Below are 15733 nucleotides of genomic sequence, written 5' to 3' on the forward strand. Positions count from 1 at the left end.
CATGAAAAGCAATGCGAAATTTTTTCTGACAGCAGCGTTGGCATCAACAATACTGAATGCCGGCATGGCTCATGCCCAGTCGGCAGAGCCGATCCAGATTGGTCTGATCGCGCCAACCTCGGGTATTTATGCCCGTCCGGGTCAGGTGATGAAGATGGGTGCCGAAATGGCGATTGAGGACGTTAACAAGGCTGGTGGCATTGCCTGCCTGGGCAACGCGCCACTGGAATTGGTCACCATCGACTCCGGAGATTCCGTTGAAAAAGCCACCAACTCGGCACAGCGTATGGTCGCAGATTTTCCGGGGCTTGTCGGTGCGACCGGCGCTTACCTGAGCTCGTTCACGCTGGCGGTCAGTGAAGTGACAGAGCGCGCCAACCTGCCGCTTTTGACTTTGTCCTATTCGGACCTGATCACCAGCCGTGGTTTCAAGAACATTTTCCAGACATCGGCGACAGCGGGCGTACAGGCGCAGATCGCGCTGCCGATCATTCTTGATCTTGCCGAGCAGCAGACTGGCACACGCCCAAAGACAGTGGCGATCATCACCGATAATACGGCCGCATCGCTTGCCTCCGTTGATCGCATGAAGAAGGGGCTGCTGAAGGATGTTGGTCTTGACCTGTCCTTCGAGCAGGTGTTCACGCCGCCATTGGCCGATGCGACCTCGCTTGTGCAGCAGGTGCGTCAGAAAAAACCTGACCTCCTGTTCTTCCTGCCGACGGTCATTTCCGACAGCAAGCTGATCCTTGAGAAGATGAAGGAATTCCGCGTCAATACGCCGGTTGTTTCCTTCGGCATCGCGATTGCCGAACCTGAGGTTCTCAACACCATGCAGGCGAACCTGCTCGAAGGTGTGATGTCCGCTGTGGCCAACTGGGGGACCAAGGGTCAGGAAGATCTGATCAAGCGCCTCAACGAGAAATATGGCGAGCCATGGATGACCCAGAACGCCATTTCCACCTATGGCGACATCTGGTTATTGAAGGATGCGCTCGACAAGAGTTGCAGCCGCGACCGTGCTGATCTTGGTGAAGCGCTGAGAACCCTTAATGCAGGCCCCGCCAAATACTACCCGGGCGGCACGCTCAGCTTCGATGACAAGGGACACCGCGAGGGCGCAAGCCTGACGATCATCCAGTGGCAGAACGGCGTTCCCGTGACTGTTTACCCGGATGACCTGGCTCTGGCAAAACCGATCTGGCCAAAGTGATGTGACGCGCCCGGCATTTTGTGCCTGACGTCCAAAGCATTCCCGGGGCGGCGATGTCTCGCCCCGGCCTCTCAATACCCCCGCACTTCAAGTGCAAACGCAATGAGGATGGGAATGGCTGACGAAATATATGAAGTGCTTGCCGTGAAATATGCCCATAATGGACGGCAATCCTCGCAGAATTTCATCGGTGGCGATGAACATGATCGCCCGATGCCGCTCGATTACTTCGTATGGGTCATTCGCAATGACAGAAGAACCGTTGTTGTTGATACCGGTTTTAATCCCGAATCCGGCAACCGGCGTGCGCGTGAACTGACAACGCCGGTCAATCAGGCGCTTTCGGCGGTTGGCGTGGATTGCAGCCGTGTCGAACATGTCATCACCACGCACATGCATTATGATCATGCCGGCAATAACGACATGTTTCCCAATGCCTGCTTCCATATGCAGGAAAGCGAAATGGCGTTCGCGACCGGTCCATGCATGTGCCATCACAGTCTCAACCACCCCTATGAGGTGGATGACGTGACCGGCATGGTGCGGCGCGTTTATGCTGGTAAGGTTGCCTTTGCACAGGGCGACAGCCAACTCTTTCCTGGAATTTCCGTTCATCACATTGGTGGGCATTCGCGCGGACTACAGTGCGTGCGTGTCGACACGGCGCGCGGCGCGGTGGTTCTGGCGTCAGATGCAACGCATCATTATGCGCATATGAATTCCGGTCGTGTCTTCCCGACTTGCGACAGTGTTTCTCAAACGGTTGCCGGATATGGGCGGCTGATGGAGCTTGCCGGAGACAAGCGTCTTATTGTGCCGGGACATGATCCTGAAGTGCTCAAACGTTATCCCGCCTACAGCAAACAAACCGAAGGCATGGTTGCCAAACTCGATGTCGATGAACTGATGTCCTGAAAAGTCATCGTTCAATATTGTATTATTGACATATTGTATTAACGTCATGTAGCGTGAGCTTATATGATGATCATGGAGGGAAATTCGATGATCTTTGAAATGCGTGTTTATTACTGCGCTCCAACCAGACTTCCTGCGCTGATGGACCGTTTCCGCAACCACACGCTTGGTTTTTTCGAAAAACACGGCATCGAACAGGTGGCATTCTGGACGACCTTGATCGGCAGCGACAACCACACGCTGGGTTATATTCTCAAGTGGAACAGCATGGCCGAGCGTGAAGAACGCTGGAATGCATTTCAGGCTGACGCAGACTGGATTGCCGCACGTGCGGAAACCGAACGTGAGCGTCCGATCGTGGCGCGTGTGGAAAACAGCTTCCTTGCGCCGACGGACTTTTCGGCGATTCGCTAAAGGATTGTTGGAAATGTCTTTCGGTGCAGGGTCGAAAGACGATGGGAACAAATGAGGTTAGGCAATCAGATGGCCGGAAAAACGATAGGCTTCATTGGCTTGGGAATGATGGGCGCACCGATGTGTGCATGCCTGGTCAAATCAGGGTTCCGCCTGCTGGTGGCAGATGCGGACCAGGCGAGGATCAAGACGATTTGTGACGAGCTTGCTGTCGCGCCCTTGACGAAGGATGTGGCCGCTGAGGTTGATGTGCTCATCACCATGCTGCCAAACTCGAAGATCGTCGAGACAGTACTTCTGGAAAATGGCTGGGCTGCATCCTTGCGCAAAGGCGCGCTTGTCATCGACATGAGTTCGTCTGAGCCAGTGCGCTCGCGTGAACTGGCGGCGACGCTTGAAGCGCAGGGACTGGACTATCTTGATGCGCCGGTTTCCGGCGGTGTCAAACGCGCCAAGGAAGGAACACTTGCCATTCTCGTGGGTGGCAAGGAAACCGTGAAGACCGAGACGATGCCAGTGCTTGAGGCGATGGGCGGCTCCATTCTGTTCATCGGTCCGGCCGGGTCCGGTCACGCGGCCAAGGCACTCAACAACTTCGTGTCGGCCTGCGGCCTGATGGTCACGGTCGAGGCACTGCATGTGGCGCAGCGCTTTGGCATTTCGCCAGAAGCGATGACCGATGTGCTCAATGCCTCGTCGGGCAAAAGCAATACGTCTGAAAACAAGGTCAAGCAATTCATGCTGTCTGGCACCTATGGTTCCGGGTTCTCCCTGCATCTCATGGACAAGGATCTCGGTATTGCCCGGGCGCTGGCGCAATCGGTCGATTATCCGCTGACCTTCGGTCGCAATGGTATCGATCTCTGGCATGAGCAGGCAGGTGAGGTTGGCCCAACCGCCGATCACACCGAAATGTACCGCTTGCTCGAGCAGGAACAAAGTTGAGGTTTTGCCATGATCGTCCTGGACAGGGTTTACATCGATGGTGCCTGGGTTGAGCCACTTGGTGGCAAGACCATGGATCTCATCGACCCCGCCACAGAAAAAGTCATCGGCCAGTTGTCGCTCGGCAATGAAGCGGATGTTGACAGGGCCGTGGCGACGGCCAAGCGTGCTGCACCCGCCTTTGCCGCCACGTCAGTGGAAGAACGCATTGCTTTGCTCGAGCGGATTCTTGCTGCCTACAACAGACGTTATGATGAGTTTGCCGAAGCGATGCGGCTGGAAATGGGCTCGCCCATTAGCTTTGCAACGAAGGGGCAGGCGGCGCGTGGACCTTTGCATATCGAGGCACTGCTGAAGGTGCTGAGAGAGTTTCGTTTCGAAGAGGATATGGACAGCGGCACACGTCTGCGGCACCAGCCGATTGGTGTCTGCGGTCTGATCACGCCGTGGAATTGGCCGGTCAATCAGGTCATCGTCAAGGTAGGGCCGGCACTGGCGGCCGGATGCACCATGGTGCTGAAACCCAGCGAATTCTCCGCGATCAGCACGGTTCTGTTTGCCGAAGTTCTGCATGAGGCCGGTGTTCCAGCCGGTGTGTTCAATCTGATCAATGGTGACGGGTTGACGGTTGGTTCGGCGATCGGCGCCCATGAGGATATCTCCATGGTATCCTTTACCGGTTCGACACGGGCAGGCATTGAAGTCGCACGGGCTGCCGCACCGACCGTCAAGCGCGTTGCGCAAGAACTGGGTGGCAAATCGGCCAATATCCTTCTTGATGATGTTGATCTGGACGATGCTGTGCGTCGCGGTGTGGCGGCCTGTTTCACCAATTCGGGCCAATCCTGCTCCATCCCCACCCGTATGCTGGTGCCCGCGCATCTTATGGATCGTGCTGCGCAAATTGCCGCCGAAGCGGCTAATGGTTACAGGCTCGGACCAACCGATGACGCCGAAACCCAGCTTGGACCGATCGTCAATCGCAGCCAGTTTGAGCGCGTGCGTGGGTTGATCGACAGCGGCCTCAAGGAGGGCGCGAAGCTTGTTGCGGGCGGTCCAGACAGACCGGATGGTTTGCCTGGGGGCTATTATGTGCGCCCGACTGTGTTCAGCCACGTTGCGCCTGACATGACGATTGCGCAGGAGGAAATCTTCGGCCCTGTCCTTTCGATCATTCCCTATGAAAACGAAGAGGAAGCCGTCGCCATTGCCAATGGCACGTTTTACGGGCTTGCCGCTTATGTGCAGTCCGCCGACCGTGAACGGGCACGGACCATTGCCCGCAAGCTCAATGGCGGTCAGGTGCATATCAATTATCCGCCTGCCGATTTTGGTGCGCCCTTCGGTGGCTTCGGCCGCTCCGGCAATGGCCGCGAATGGGGTGAGGCGGGACTGCGCGAATATCTCGAGACCAAGGCGATGATTGGATACGGAGCCCACGAATGACGTCGCTCGCCCACATCCGCCAAACAGAAACAACAGTTGCAACGAGGGAGGCACATCGGAATGCCAACTGAAAGCGAAATCTTCGCCAAAGGGTTCCAGAACCGCAAGCGCGTGCTGGGCGCGGCCCACGTCGAAAAGTCGTGGGAAAATGCTGATGATTTCAACCGGCCAGCCCAGCGGCTCGTCACCGAATATTGCTGGGGGGAGGTCTGGGGGGATGAGCGTCTGCCGTTTGAAACCCGCAGCATGCTGAACCTCGCCATGCTGACTGCCATGAACCAGCATCACGAACTGGCAGTGCATGTGCGTGGCGCTCTGCGCAACGGCGTGACACCGGACCAGATCCAGGCCGTCTTGTTGCAGGCCATGGTCTATTGCGGCGCTCCGGCGGCTCTGGCGGCCTTCAGAACGGCCAGCACGGCCATCAAGGAATGGCAGGCGGGGCAGACCAAGGCTGGCGAGGCCTTGAACGGAAGCGGCAAATGAACTGTTCCAGCGTCTGTAACGACAATGCTGGCAACAGTGTGAGGGAAGAGCAACGCACACTATGGGTCTGGTTCAATCGCCAGCGATAGTGTTGCCGCATGAGGGATAAAGGCATGTCTAATCCGAGAGTGGGATTTATCGGGCTTGGAAACATGGGAGGGCGGATGACACGCTGCATCGTGGCAGGCGGTGTCGATGTTCTCGGGTATGACAAGGATACAGAGGCCGCGCCCCGGTTTGGCGCCACGGCCTCGAACAGCATCCGTGAGGTGATGGAAGGGTCGGACATCGTTCTTTTGTCTCTGCCCGACAGTGTCGTCATTGAACGTGTGGTTGAGGGTGAGGGCGGTGTTCTAGACCATATCCGCCCCGGACAGGTCGTGGCGGATATGAGCACCGCATCTGCTGCATCAACCAAAAGGCTCGCCCGCCTTTTTACGGAAAAGGGCGCGTTTCTTGTCGATGCCGGCATTTCTGGTGGTGCGGCGGCAGCCGAAAAGGGTGCTTTGACACTGATGGTTGGTGGTGAAGCCGATGCGATCGCGCGTTTGCAGCCGGTCTTTTCGCTGATTGCCACCAAGGTCATCATCATGGGAGAAAGCGGTGCCGGGCATACGGCCAAGCTGCTCAACAATTTCCTCAATGCCGTCAGCCTCGCTGCCACGGCAGAAGTAATGGTGGCTGGCAAGAAGGCGGGACTTGACCTGCACAAGTTGCTTGAGGTGCTGAATGCCAGCAGCGGCGTCAATTTTGCCACGCTCAACCGCTTCCCTAAGATCGTTGACGGTGATTATCTCGAAGGTGGCCTCACCAGCAAGCTGATGACCAAGGATGTGCTGCTCTATTGCGATCTGCTGCATGAGCTGGGTGTTTCGTCACTCAATTCTGCCGGACCGATGGCCAGTTTCGGTCTTGCGACCGCGCTTGGCTACGGCGACGTCATCAGCAATCGTGTCGTTGATGCCATTGGTGATATTTCGGGCGGTGTCCGCCTGCACAAAAAGAAGGACTGATGTGATGAAGATTTTCCACGGACGCCAGGCTGGCGCGGTTTCCGAAGTCAGGTCTTCGACATTTACCGGAACGGTTCATGCCGATCCTGTGATGCCGACGACCGATGGCGTAACCATCAACAATGTGTTTTTCACGCCCGGCGCACGCACTTACTGGCACACCCATGAAGTCGGTCAGGTCTTGACCGTTGTTGCCGGTGAAGGTTGGGTCTGCGTTGATGGGGAAGAGGCGCAGCGCATTCGTGTGGGCGACATTGTCTGGATCCCGGAAGGCGAACGTCACTGGCATGGCGCAACGGCCACCAGCTACCTGCTGCATACGGCTGTTTCGATTGGCAAAACTGTCTGGCAGGAAGAAGTATCCGCCGAGCAGTTCGCATCCGCAGGCGCATAATTGTCGTTCAGACTGATATTTGGACAGGCGAGCAACAGCTGTTGAACACCACTGCGCACAACTTGTTACAGGCCGTCGCTTCATGTAAATGTAGGATGGTCATAATGTAGTATAGGGATTACTGATGGTTGTACGCGGAATTACCTTGCAAGCGGATACTCTTCGCAGACAAATCGAAAACGCTGTGCGTGATGGCATAACCTCGGGCCGTTACGCCCCGGGCAGCCGTCTTGTCGAGCGTGAATTGTGCGAGGAGCTGGGCGTCAGCCGGACATCCCTACGTGAGGCCCTGCGCAAGCTGGAAGCTGAAAAGCTGGTCGAGATCGTGCCCCACAAGGGACCGGTCGTTGCCAGCATTTCGCTAGAGGAAGCGCGGGAAATCTATGCCTTGCGTGAACTTCTGGAAGGTTTTGCCGCGCAGGAATTTGCAACACGTGGCACGGATGTGGACCTGAACGCCTTTGGCCGGGAAGCGGCGGTTCTACGCGCACATGCGCTTGCTGGCGAAACGGCTGAGGTGCTTGAAGCCAAAAGCCGGCTTTATTCGATCATGCTTGGGCGCTGTGGCAACACGCTGGTGCGTGAAGTGTTGCAGAGCCTGTTTTCGCGCATCAACATTCTGCGGGCAACGTCTCTTATGCACCCCGAACGTATTTCCCAGAGCCTTGCGGAAATCGACGCACTAACAAAAGCCCTTCAGGCGCGAGACGCCGATACCGCCAGAATATACGCATCACAGCACGTCAAGAACGCGTCGGTCGTTGCACTCAAACTGCTGGGTGAACAGCAGCAGGCTGCATTGGTGGAAGGCTGAGACAACAGGCTCAACGCGTGTGACTTGGTCCTGATATCCCAGTCACGCCGTCCTGGCTGTTCCGTCGATGTTTTTAAACATCACAGACACCATCAGACCGCTGCCCTGCCTGTTCTCAATCGACAATGTCAGGCCATAGGCCTCGCAGATTTCCTTGACGATTGACAGGCCAAATCCCGTCCCCGGCGTCTTTCTGTCCAGCCGCACGCCGCGTTCGGTCATGTCTCCGATTTTTTCGGGATCAACACCTGGTCCGTCGTCAGAAATCATCAGCCGATCGTTTTTCCAGACGATACGCACACTATCCTTTGCCCATTTGACGGCGTTTTCTGTCAGGTTGCCGACCAATTCGCGAAGATCATGTGTGTCGAGCGGCACGTTTGGCGGCTCCCCGATCTCGATATGCCATTCCAGAGCCTCGCCCTTCGGCGTTCGCTGCAAGGTTTTGACCACCTGGCCGATGATCTCTCTGACGTCCGCATCGCTTTGGCGCATGTCGGCATTGGCCACAATACGACTGCGGGCCAGTTCGTGATCGACATGGCCGCGCATCAACTGCACCAATTGCTCGATTTCGTCGGCCATGTCTGACTGCCCGCTTTCACGTAAGGTCAGGGCATCGGTGGACAGTATGGTCAGTGGTGTTTTTAATCCATGGGCCAGATCACCGGCACGGGTACGCGCCTTGGCAAGTGACTGTGCCTGTGTGTCCAGCAGGCGATTGACAGCATTTTCGACCGGTTCGAATTCGGCGGGCAATGCACCGTTGAGGCGCCCGCTATGGCGTTCGCGGATGCGGTCGAGCTCCGTGGTCAGATCTGCCAGTGGTTTCAGGCCATAAATCACCTGCACCAGCGATGCTCCGATCAGGAAAACCGCAAGACCCGCGAGATAGGGAAATATTTCGAGCGCAAAACCACGGCTGGCTTCATCCAGCGCCTTGGTGTCGGCGGCAACTGAAATCTGCACCGGTTTGAGGCCGGTCGCGGCACTGATCATGATTTGCCGTTCCAGCACGATCAGCCGGCTGCCTTCAGGCCCTTCGGATATGTAGCGGTGTACGGCGCCATCATCCGGCAAATCGTCCGGACGGCTGAGACTGGTATCCCATAAGGAATCCGAGCGGAATAAAGCCGGCTGGGCAGCGTCGCCGATCTGCCAATAAAGGCCGCCATAGGCTTGGGTGAAACGCTGATCCATCAGGCCTGACGGTTGCTCGATAGCACCATCGGCAGTGAGGCGGATGGAACCTGCAAGCGTGTTGATGTGCCCTTTGAGTTCTTCTTCAAGCCGCTGTTCAAGGTTGGCTGAAAAGATCGAGGTCATGAATATGGCGGCAAGCGCCAGCGCCAGAGGCACGGCAATGAGTGATACCAAGAGAAAACGAACGCGGATTGAAAGCGGACGTTTCATGCCGTGCCAATCCTGTAGCCATATCCACGGCGGGTGGTGATCAACTCCTTGCCGAATTTCTTGCGCAATCGTCCGATCAGGACTTCAACGGAGTTGCTTTCACGCTCAAAATCCTGCGCGTAAAGCTGTTCTGTCAGCTCAAGCTGCGACACGTGCCGTTCTGAATTGGCAATCAGATAATGCAGGCAACGATATTCGAGCGGGCTGAGGTCCACGGGCTCCGCATCCAATGAAACGGTGCGACTGCGCGGATCAATCACGAGCCGACCTGCTGTCAGGATCGGGCTGGCGTTGCGTTGCGAACGGCGAATGATTGCCCGCAAACGGGCCAGAAGCTCAGGCACATGAAAGGGTTTTGCGAGATAATCGTCAGCCCCGGCATCGATGCCTTCGACGCGCTCCTCCCAGTTGCCACGCGCGGTCAGGATCAACACCGGCAATTCCCGTTCGTCCTTGCGCCAGCGTTTCAGCACCGACAGACCGTCCATACCTGGCAGCCCGAGATCAAGCACAACGGCTGCAAATTCTTCGCTGTCGCCGCGATACCAGCCGCTTTCGCCGTCACTTTCATGTTCGACAAGATAACCAGCACGCGCAAGGTGATGCGTGACGTCTCGGGCGATCAGCGGATCATCTTCAACAAGCAGAATGCGCATGGTTCTCAATCGTCGTCATCGTCAACATCGAGAATGGTACCATCCTTGGCATCCATCTCGATCTCGTAAAGCCGGCCATTGGCCTGCAGAACCTTGAACTCATAAATAAAACGGCCATCGTCTTCGTCGAGTTCTACACGAATAATGTCGCCGGGATAGGAGGCGCGCAGTTTTTCCTGGAGGGTGGAGAGTGGCAGCACATCTCCGCGCCTGACGGCGTCCCGCAAACGATCAAGGTCCTTTGCCGTAGCGTTCAGCGGTGCCAGCGCCAGCATGAATGTGCATGCGAGAAGCATGGCCAGGAATATTGAGTGAAAAAGACGGTTCGACATTTGACCGAGACTATCATGCCGAAACTGACAATTAGCTGACCACGCCTGTCAGTTAACGCTCAGGGCGGGTTGGTTAGGGTTGCTTCATCGAACAGGCAATGGTGCCTGCAACCCCGGAAGGATGTTTGAGATGAAGACACTGATGATCACCGCCGTACTTGCCACTGCTGCCATGACGTCGATGGCCCACGCAGATGACCGACATGACCGCCGTTGCGGCAATGTGCAGATCGACAGGTGGATGAGCGAGGCACAGATCCGTGATCGTGCAACCTCCCTTGGCAGAGAGGTGCGTGAGGTCGATATTGATGATGGTTGCTACGAGATCGAAGGCCGCAACAAGGATGGTCGTCGTATCGAAGTGCGCTTCAACCCCGAAACTGGAGAACAGGTGTCGATCGATGGTGATGATTGATGGGGTTGGTAGCACCACATTGCCATAGCAGATGAATTTCGAAATCGGGGGCGTCCAGTACGCCCCCATTTTTATAACTGTCACAACTCTGTTGTTGCCACAGGTCTCGTCAAGGCAATATATCTCATTGGATATATCGATTGGGGGTTCTTATGGCAGCAGTTTCAAAGTTTTTACTCGGTTTGTTGTTCGTCGCGGGATTTGTTTCCGCCACGCAGGCGAGAACCATCACCGATGCCGCTGGCCGCAAGGTGGAGGTTCCCGATCACATAGAAAAGGTCCTGGCCGCTGGCCCGCCGGCTTCCGTGCTGGTCTATGTTCTGGCCCCGGAAAAACTGGCCGGCTGGGTGCGTGAGCCCGGCAAGGCAGAAAAGACATTTCTTCTGCCGTCCGTTCGTGATCTGCCAACCTATGGTCAGCTGACCGGCAAGGGCGGCACTGCCAATATTGAAGCCGTGCTGGCTGCCAAGCCGGATGTGATCATTGATGTCGGAACGGTCAACCCAACCTATGCGTCACTTGCTGAGAAGGTTCAGGAGCAGACAGGCGTTCCCTATATTCTGGTCGATGGCGGATTTGGTCGAAGTGCAGAAACCTTGCGGGAGGCCGGTGTCATCCTCGGTGTTTCCGAGCGGGCGGAAAAACTGGCGGCCTATGCGGATGACGCGCTGAGCAAGCTGAACGCCGGGCTTGAAAAGGTAGAGGCATCTGCACGACCAAACGTTTATTACGGCCGCGGACCGGAAGGTCTGGAAACAGGTCTCGCCGGGTCGATCAATGTCGAAATCCTTGAAGCCGTCGGGGCAACCAATGTGGCCGCAGCCGCTGGAAAAGGTGGTTTGACGCAGGTGTCACTGGAACAGGTCCTTGCCTGGAAGCCGGATGTCGTTCTGGCTGCTTCGCCCAAATTCGCCGCTTCGGTCAAAAGCGACCCGTTGTGGGCCGAATTGCCGGCTCTGAAGAGTGGCAAGGTCTACGTCACACCCAATCTGCCATTTGGCTGGTTTGACGCTCCTCCCGGCATCAACCGTCTTATCGGGCTGACGTGGCTCGAACAGCTGTTCTACCCAGAGGTTTTCAAGGTGGATATCGACAAGCAGGTGCGTGAATTCTTCAACCTGTTCTATCAGGTCGAACTGACAGATGCGCAGGTGGCGGAGTTGCTCGGCACCAAGACGAAATGATGAGCGCACCCGATAAGCCGGTACAAAGTGCTGGCCGCCGTTGGTTGGCGGCCGGTGCCCCTCTTGTGCTGCTGCTTGCCGTTATCTCGATGATGGTGGGCAAATATGGCGGTGGGCCAGGCCCATTGTGGTCGGCTCTGCATGGGTTGATGACGGGTAAGGCCGATGACCCCATGCTGGCGACGGTTTTCTGGAATGTGCGCCTGCCAAGGGTAATGGCGGCCATCTTGGTTGGGGCAGCACTGGCTGCCGCAGGCGCGACATTTCAAGGGCTGTTTCGTAACCCGCTTGTATCACCCGATCTGCTGGGTGTTTCAGTGGGCGCGAGCCTTGGCGCTGTTCTCGGCATTTTTCTATCGCTGAACGTGCTTCTCATTCAGCTCGCTGCCTTTGCGGGAGGCCTTCTGGCTGTGATTGTTGTCTACGGTATCGGTTCACTGGTGCGGCGACATGATCCGGTTTTGACACTTGTTCTGGTTGGTATTGCGGTTCAAGCCCTGATTGGCGCGGGGATTTCGCTGATCAAGATATTGGCAGATCCCTATGACCAGTTGCCAGCCATTACCTACTGGCTTCTGGGCAGCATGACCGCGATCACCCGGTTTGATGTGCTGTCGATTGTACCGGCTGTGGTGATCGGGCTTTTGCCGATGGTGCTTTTACGCTGGCGCATCAATCTGATGACGCTTGGTGAGGATGAAGCGCAGGCGCTTGGTGTCGACACCCGCAAGGTGCGCTTGCTGCTTGTCACGGCGGCTACACTGGTGACTGCGGCAACCGTTTCGGTAACCGGTATTATCGGCTGGATCGGGCTGATCATTCCACATATCGCCCGCATGTTGATCGGTCCGGATTTTCGCCTGTTATTGCCAAGCTCCATGCTGGCGGGCGCTGCCTATCTTCTGGTGGTCGATATGCTGGCGCGCAGTATTGCAACGATTGAGGTTCCGCTTGGCATATTGACCGCCGTGGTCGGTGCTCCATTCTTTTTATGGCTGCTCGTTTCCGGCTGGAGGGGTTGGAAATGAAGCTGGAGCTGCGATCACTTCGTACCGGGCATGGCCGCCGCATTGTCGGCGAAAACATTTCTCTGACGATTACAAGCGGTGAAGTGCTGGCTTTGCTTGGCCCAAACGGATCCGGCAAAACGACGCTTTTCAGAACCATGCTCGGATTGTTGCCCATCAAGGCGGGAGACGTTTTTCTCGATGGAAAACCACTGTCGGCGTGGTCACGTCGCGAGCGCTCGATGCGAATTGCCTATGTGCCGCAAGCCCATGAGGGTCTGTTTCCGTTTTCGGTTTATGATGTGGTTTTAATGGGAAGGGCCGCACATCTCGGACCATTTTCCGTACCGGGATCGCGAGACCGGCAGATTGCCGAGGCGGCAATCGAAACGGTTGGTATTCAGGGGCTTGCGACAAAACCATACACCCAGATCAGCGGTGGAGAACGGCAGCTGGCATTGATTGCCCGCGCCCTGGCACAGCAGGCGAGGATCATCGTGATGGATGAACCGGCATCCAGTCTCGACTACGGCAACCAGATGCGGTTGCTGGTGCGGATCCGTCAGTTGGCGCAAGAAGGATTGGCCGTGGTGGTTTCCACCCACAATCCCGACCATGCGTTTTTAATGGCGGACCGGGTTGCCATTTTGAAAGACGGTGCCCTGCATTCTGAGGGTACGCCGAGGGATGTTTTGACCCCTGGGGTCATGAAGGAAATTTACGGTGTCGATGTGGTGATTGGCATGGTGGCGGGCGGTGAAAGGCCCGTATGCTCACCGCTGCTTGATCCATCGTCGTCAAAGGAGAAAACCAATGGTGCGTGAAAATGAAGTCCGGCTGAACGAGATATCCGTGGACGTGCCTGACGGGGTCGATGCCGGTCTGGTGTTCATTGGCCGTATTCATAGCCCGTGGACGTCGCGTCTGGAGACGCCAAGGCAAGGCCGTCACGATGGGCCTTTATGTACCATCGAGATTTTCGAGCCATGGGTTGCCGCACTCAAGGGTATCGAAAAATTCGAGCGGTTGGAGGTTCTCTACTGGCTTGATCGGTCGCGCCGTGATCTGGTGCTGCAAAGCCCGGCATCCAGTGGGGAGGTGCACGGCACCTTCTCCATTCGCTCACCGGTCCGTCCCAATCCGATTGGCACCTCGATTGTTGTGCTGGAGAAAGTTGAGGGTGCCAAACTCTATGTTCGTGGAATGGATTGCCTTGACGGCACACCGCTGATTGATATCAAGCCAGACCGGACGTTGTTCAAGCCGATTGCGCCGCCCCAGAAAGGCGATTTTGAAACCGGTGAGAGCAGCCACTGCCAAAAGTCTGAAACAGGAAAGGCCTGATCATGTTCGCGACCGGAAAAATCGAGACAGCCGACAAACAGGTATTTTATCGCGAACTGTCTGCCCAGCTCGAGGGGCTTTTGCATGGTGAGCGGGATTTCATTGCCAATGCCGCCAATTTTTCCGCACTGATTTACAGCCTCGTGCCTGACCTGAACTGGGCGGGGTTCTATTTCCTGAAGCAAAAAGACGAACTGGTGCTTGGACCATTTCAGGGCAAAGTTGCCTGCGTGCGCATTCCGGTTGGCAAGGGCGTGTGTGGTGCTGTGGTCGCGACAGGCAAGACCCAGCTGGTTCCTGACGTTCATGCCTTCCCGGGACATATTGCCTGCGATGCAGCGTCTCGCTCGGAGCTTGTTGTGCCGTTGGTAAAGGGCGACCGCATGATCGGGGTTCTTGATCTGGATAGCCCGCTACCCGGTCGTTTTGATGCTGAGGATCAGGCTGGCTTCGAGGCGCTTGCTGCCCTTTATATCGAAGCCAGCGATTTTTGACCTCTTAGTCGACAGCGACCATCACGTCGGATGCCTTGACCACCGCATAGGCGTCACCACCCACGGCCAGTCCCAGCTCATCGACGGCTTCATTGGTGATAGATGAGGTGATGACGATGCCGTTGCCGATATCGATACGGACATGTGCCGTGGTTGCGCCTTTTGTGACTTCGACAATCTTGCCTTTGAGGCGGTTGCGCGCACTGATTTTCATGATGGTCTCCCTGACAGGTTTTTGGTCTGTCCTTTCATAACCGGCGAAAGCGACGCGGGGCAAATTTGCTTGAATTTTGCGCGGCGTTGTCTGGCCTCACAGCAGCACGAAATCCTGTGGCTGCGGTGGTTCTTGCAGGTCCGTTTCCCCCAGCGCATTGCGCAGACCGATTTCGATCATGGTGGCAATCGCGGCAATTGGTAGGTCGTTGGGTGACGTGCCGAAGGGTTCCTCCAGTTCTTCGCTCAGCGCATCAAGTCCGAAAAATGCATAGGCAACAACACCGGCTGCCAGAGGTGTTGCAAAGCCGAGCGCGTCCGCGAAGCCAAACGGCAGCAGGAAACAGAAGAGATAGGCTGTGCGGTGCAGCAGCAGGGTGTAACCAAAGGGAACGGGTGTGTTGCGAAGGCGCTCGCAGGCCGTCAACACGCCTGAGATTTCACCAATCGTCCGGTCAAACATCGAGAATTCGATATCACTGATCACATTCGATTGCCTTAGCTGGGCAAGCGTTTCACCCATCAGATAGGTGATATGTTCCGGTGCATTTCTTGCAGAGTGGATGGCTTTCAGATCCTGCTCATCAAGGCTTCTCTGCAATGCAGCGGTCGAGGTGTTTCCATCCCTGAGATGATCGACAAGTTTCTGGGTGAAGATGATCGACAGGTAAAGCAGGCGAAGGCGTGCCTTTATGGCGTCGGGTCCGCGCACCTCCAGCAGAAGGGTCTGGCGAGGGAGATCGCGATTGATCGCGACCAGATGGCCCCATAATTTGCGTGCCTCCCACCAGCGATCGTAACAGGCATTGTTGCGAAAACCGAGAAAGATGGAGAGTGCGATGCCGATCAGCGCGAAAGGTGCGCCAGCGGCAGACGGGATGATGTCAGGTTTGTAGAGATGGCCAGAGACGACAAGAGCCGACAGGCCCATCACAAACAGCAATTGCGGATAGATGCGTTCCATCACCGAAAGGCGGAAAATGAAGAACAGCCTGAAAAAGCCGGGTTTGTCTCGAACGATCATGGAATTGCCGT

General features: G+C 56.4%; 20 protein-coding genes. 15 read left to right on the plus strand and 5 right to left on the minus strand.

Annotated features, from left to right (window positions below; translation table 11 throughout):
- The first annotated feature begins 1 nt into the window (after nucleotide 1).
- From RT613_RS02895 to RT613_RS02935, 9 genes are all read left to right on the plus strand, one after another.
- Nucleotides 2-1213, plus strand: coding sequence for an ABC transporter substrate-binding protein (locus RT613_RS02895; protein ID WP_313612834.1), 1212 nt, complete (start codon nucleotides 2-4; stop codon nucleotides 1211-1213).
- Nucleotides 1214-1327: 114 nt separating this feature from the next.
- Nucleotides 1328-2128: an N-acyl homoserine lactonase family protein gene (locus tag RT613_RS02900; RefSeq protein ID WP_313612836.1), complete on the plus strand. Its 801-nt coding sequence runs from the start codon at nucleotides 1328-1330 to the stop codon at nucleotides 2126-2128.
- An 87-nt stretch (nucleotides 2129-2215) separates the two neighbouring features.
- Nucleotides 2216-2542 (plus strand): NIPSNAP family protein, encoded by a 327-nt coding sequence (locus RT613_RS02905; RefSeq protein ID WP_313612837.1) that lies wholly within the window; start codon nucleotides 2216-2218, stop codon nucleotides 2540-2542.
- Nucleotides 2543-2545: 3 nt separating this feature from the next.
- Nucleotides 2546-3487 (plus strand): NAD(P)-dependent oxidoreductase, encoded by a 942-nt coding sequence (locus RT613_RS02910; protein WP_313613061.1) that lies wholly within the window; start codon nucleotides 2546-2548, stop codon nucleotides 3485-3487.
- A gap of 9 nt (nucleotides 3488-3496) precedes the next feature.
- Entirely contained in the window at nucleotides 3497-4933 is a 1437-nt protein-coding gene (locus RT613_RS02915; RefSeq protein WP_313612838.1) for an aldehyde dehydrogenase family protein, read from the plus strand.
- 60 nt (nucleotides 4934-4993) lie between these two features.
- The gene (locus RT613_RS02920) at nucleotides 4994-5419 is read left to right on the plus strand and encodes a carboxymuconolactone decarboxylase family protein (RefSeq protein ID WP_313612840.1); all 426 of its coding nucleotides are present in this window, start codon (nucleotides 4994-4996) and stop codon (nucleotides 5417-5419) included.
- Nucleotides 5420-5532: 113 nt separating this feature from the next.
- Nucleotides 5533-6432, plus strand: coding sequence for an NAD(P)-dependent oxidoreductase (locus RT613_RS02925; protein WP_313612842.1), 900 nt, complete (start codon nucleotides 5533-5535; stop codon nucleotides 6430-6432).
- Nucleotides 6433-6436: 4 nt separating this feature from the next.
- Complete coding sequence (locus RT613_RS02930) at nucleotides 6437-6826, plus strand: cupin domain-containing protein (RefSeq protein WP_313612844.1); 390 nt, start codon at nucleotides 6437-6439, stop codon at nucleotides 6824-6826.
- A 124-nt stretch (nucleotides 6827-6950) separates the two neighbouring features.
- On the plus strand, nucleotides 6951-7640 hold the full coding sequence (locus RT613_RS02935; RefSeq protein ID WP_313612845.1) for a GntR family transcriptional regulator: 690 nt from the start codon (nucleotides 6951-6953) through the stop codon (nucleotides 7638-7640).
- A 42-nt stretch (nucleotides 7641-7682) separates the two neighbouring features.
- Here the strand turns inward: RT613_RS02935 and RT613_RS02940 are convergent, their stop codons facing one another.
- From RT613_RS02940 to RT613_RS02950, 3 genes are read right to left on the minus strand one after another with little or no spacing between them, the layout of a single operon-like run.
- Nucleotides 7683-9053, minus strand: a complete 1371-nt coding sequence (locus RT613_RS02940) for a HAMP domain-containing sensor histidine kinase (protein ID WP_313612847.1) — start codon at nucleotides 9051-9053, stop codon at nucleotides 7683-7685.
- Nucleotides 9050-9709: a response regulator transcription factor gene (locus RT613_RS02945; protein ID WP_313612848.1), complete on the minus strand. Its 660-nt coding sequence runs from the start codon at nucleotides 9707-9709 to the stop codon at nucleotides 9050-9052. The genes RT613_RS02940 and RT613_RS02945 overlap by 4 nt, the downstream gene beginning before the upstream one ends.
- A gap of 5 nt (nucleotides 9710-9714) precedes the next feature.
- Nucleotides 9715-10041, minus strand: coding sequence for a PepSY domain-containing protein (locus RT613_RS02950; protein ID WP_313612850.1), 327 nt, complete (start codon nucleotides 10039-10041; stop codon nucleotides 9715-9717).
- 130 nt (nucleotides 10042-10171) lie between these two features.
- Between RT613_RS02950 and RT613_RS02955 the strand changes: the two genes are divergently transcribed.
- The 6 genes from RT613_RS02955 (at nucleotide 10172) to RT613_RS02980 (ending at nucleotide 14485) form a co-directional block, all read left to right on the plus strand.
- Nucleotides 10172-10456, plus strand: a complete 285-nt coding sequence (locus RT613_RS02955) for a PepSY domain-containing protein (RefSeq protein ID WP_313612852.1) — start codon at nucleotides 10172-10174, stop codon at nucleotides 10454-10456.
- A 152-nt stretch (nucleotides 10457-10608) separates the two neighbouring features.
- Nucleotides 10609-11640, plus strand: a complete 1032-nt coding sequence (locus RT613_RS02960) for an iron ABC transporter substrate-binding protein (RefSeq protein ID WP_313612854.1) — start codon at nucleotides 10609-10611, stop codon at nucleotides 11638-11640.
- Complete coding sequence (locus RT613_RS02965; RefSeq protein ID WP_313612856.1) at nucleotides 11640-12668, plus strand: iron ABC transporter permease; 1029 nt, start codon at nucleotides 11640-11642, stop codon at nucleotides 12666-12668. The genes RT613_RS02960 and RT613_RS02965 overlap by 1 nt, the downstream gene beginning before the upstream one ends.
- Nucleotides 12665-13471: an ABC transporter ATP-binding protein gene (locus tag RT613_RS02970; RefSeq protein WP_313612858.1), complete on the plus strand. Its 807-nt coding sequence runs from the start codon at nucleotides 12665-12667 to the stop codon at nucleotides 13469-13471. Before RT613_RS02965 ends, RT613_RS02970 begins: the two co-directional genes overlap by 4 nt.
- Complete coding sequence (gene tsaA, locus RT613_RS02975) at nucleotides 13461-13991, plus strand: tRNA (N6-threonylcarbamoyladenosine(37)-N6)-methyltransferase TrmO (RefSeq protein ID WP_313612860.1); 531 nt, start codon at nucleotides 13461-13463, stop codon at nucleotides 13989-13991. The genes RT613_RS02970 and tsaA overlap by 11 nt, the downstream gene beginning before the upstream one ends.
- A gap of 2 nt (nucleotides 13992-13993) precedes the next feature.
- Nucleotides 13994-14485: a GAF domain-containing protein gene (locus RT613_RS02980; protein ID WP_313612862.1), complete on the plus strand. Its 492-nt coding sequence runs from the start codon at nucleotides 13994-13996 to the stop codon at nucleotides 14483-14485.
- Nucleotides 14486-14489: 4 nt separating this feature from the next.
- Here the strand turns inward: RT613_RS02980 and RT613_RS02985 are convergent, their stop codons facing one another.
- Nucleotides 14490-14699: a molybdopterin-binding protein gene (locus RT613_RS02985; protein ID WP_313612863.1), complete on the minus strand. Its 210-nt coding sequence runs from the start codon at nucleotides 14697-14699 to the stop codon at nucleotides 14490-14492.
- Between the two features lie 96 nt (nucleotides 14700-14795).
- The gene (locus tag RT613_RS02990) at nucleotides 14796-15722 is read right to left on the minus strand and encodes a bestrophin family ion channel (RefSeq protein WP_313612865.1); all 927 of its coding nucleotides are present in this window, start codon (nucleotides 15720-15722) and stop codon (nucleotides 14796-14798) included.
- Nucleotides 15723-15733 lie beyond the last annotated feature (11 nt).

Origin of the sequence: Agrobacterium sp. (assembly GCF_032092815.1) — a bacterium.
In the GTDB taxonomy this organism is placed as follows: domain Bacteria; phylum Pseudomonadota; class Alphaproteobacteria; order Rhizobiales; family Rhizobiaceae; genus Agrobacterium.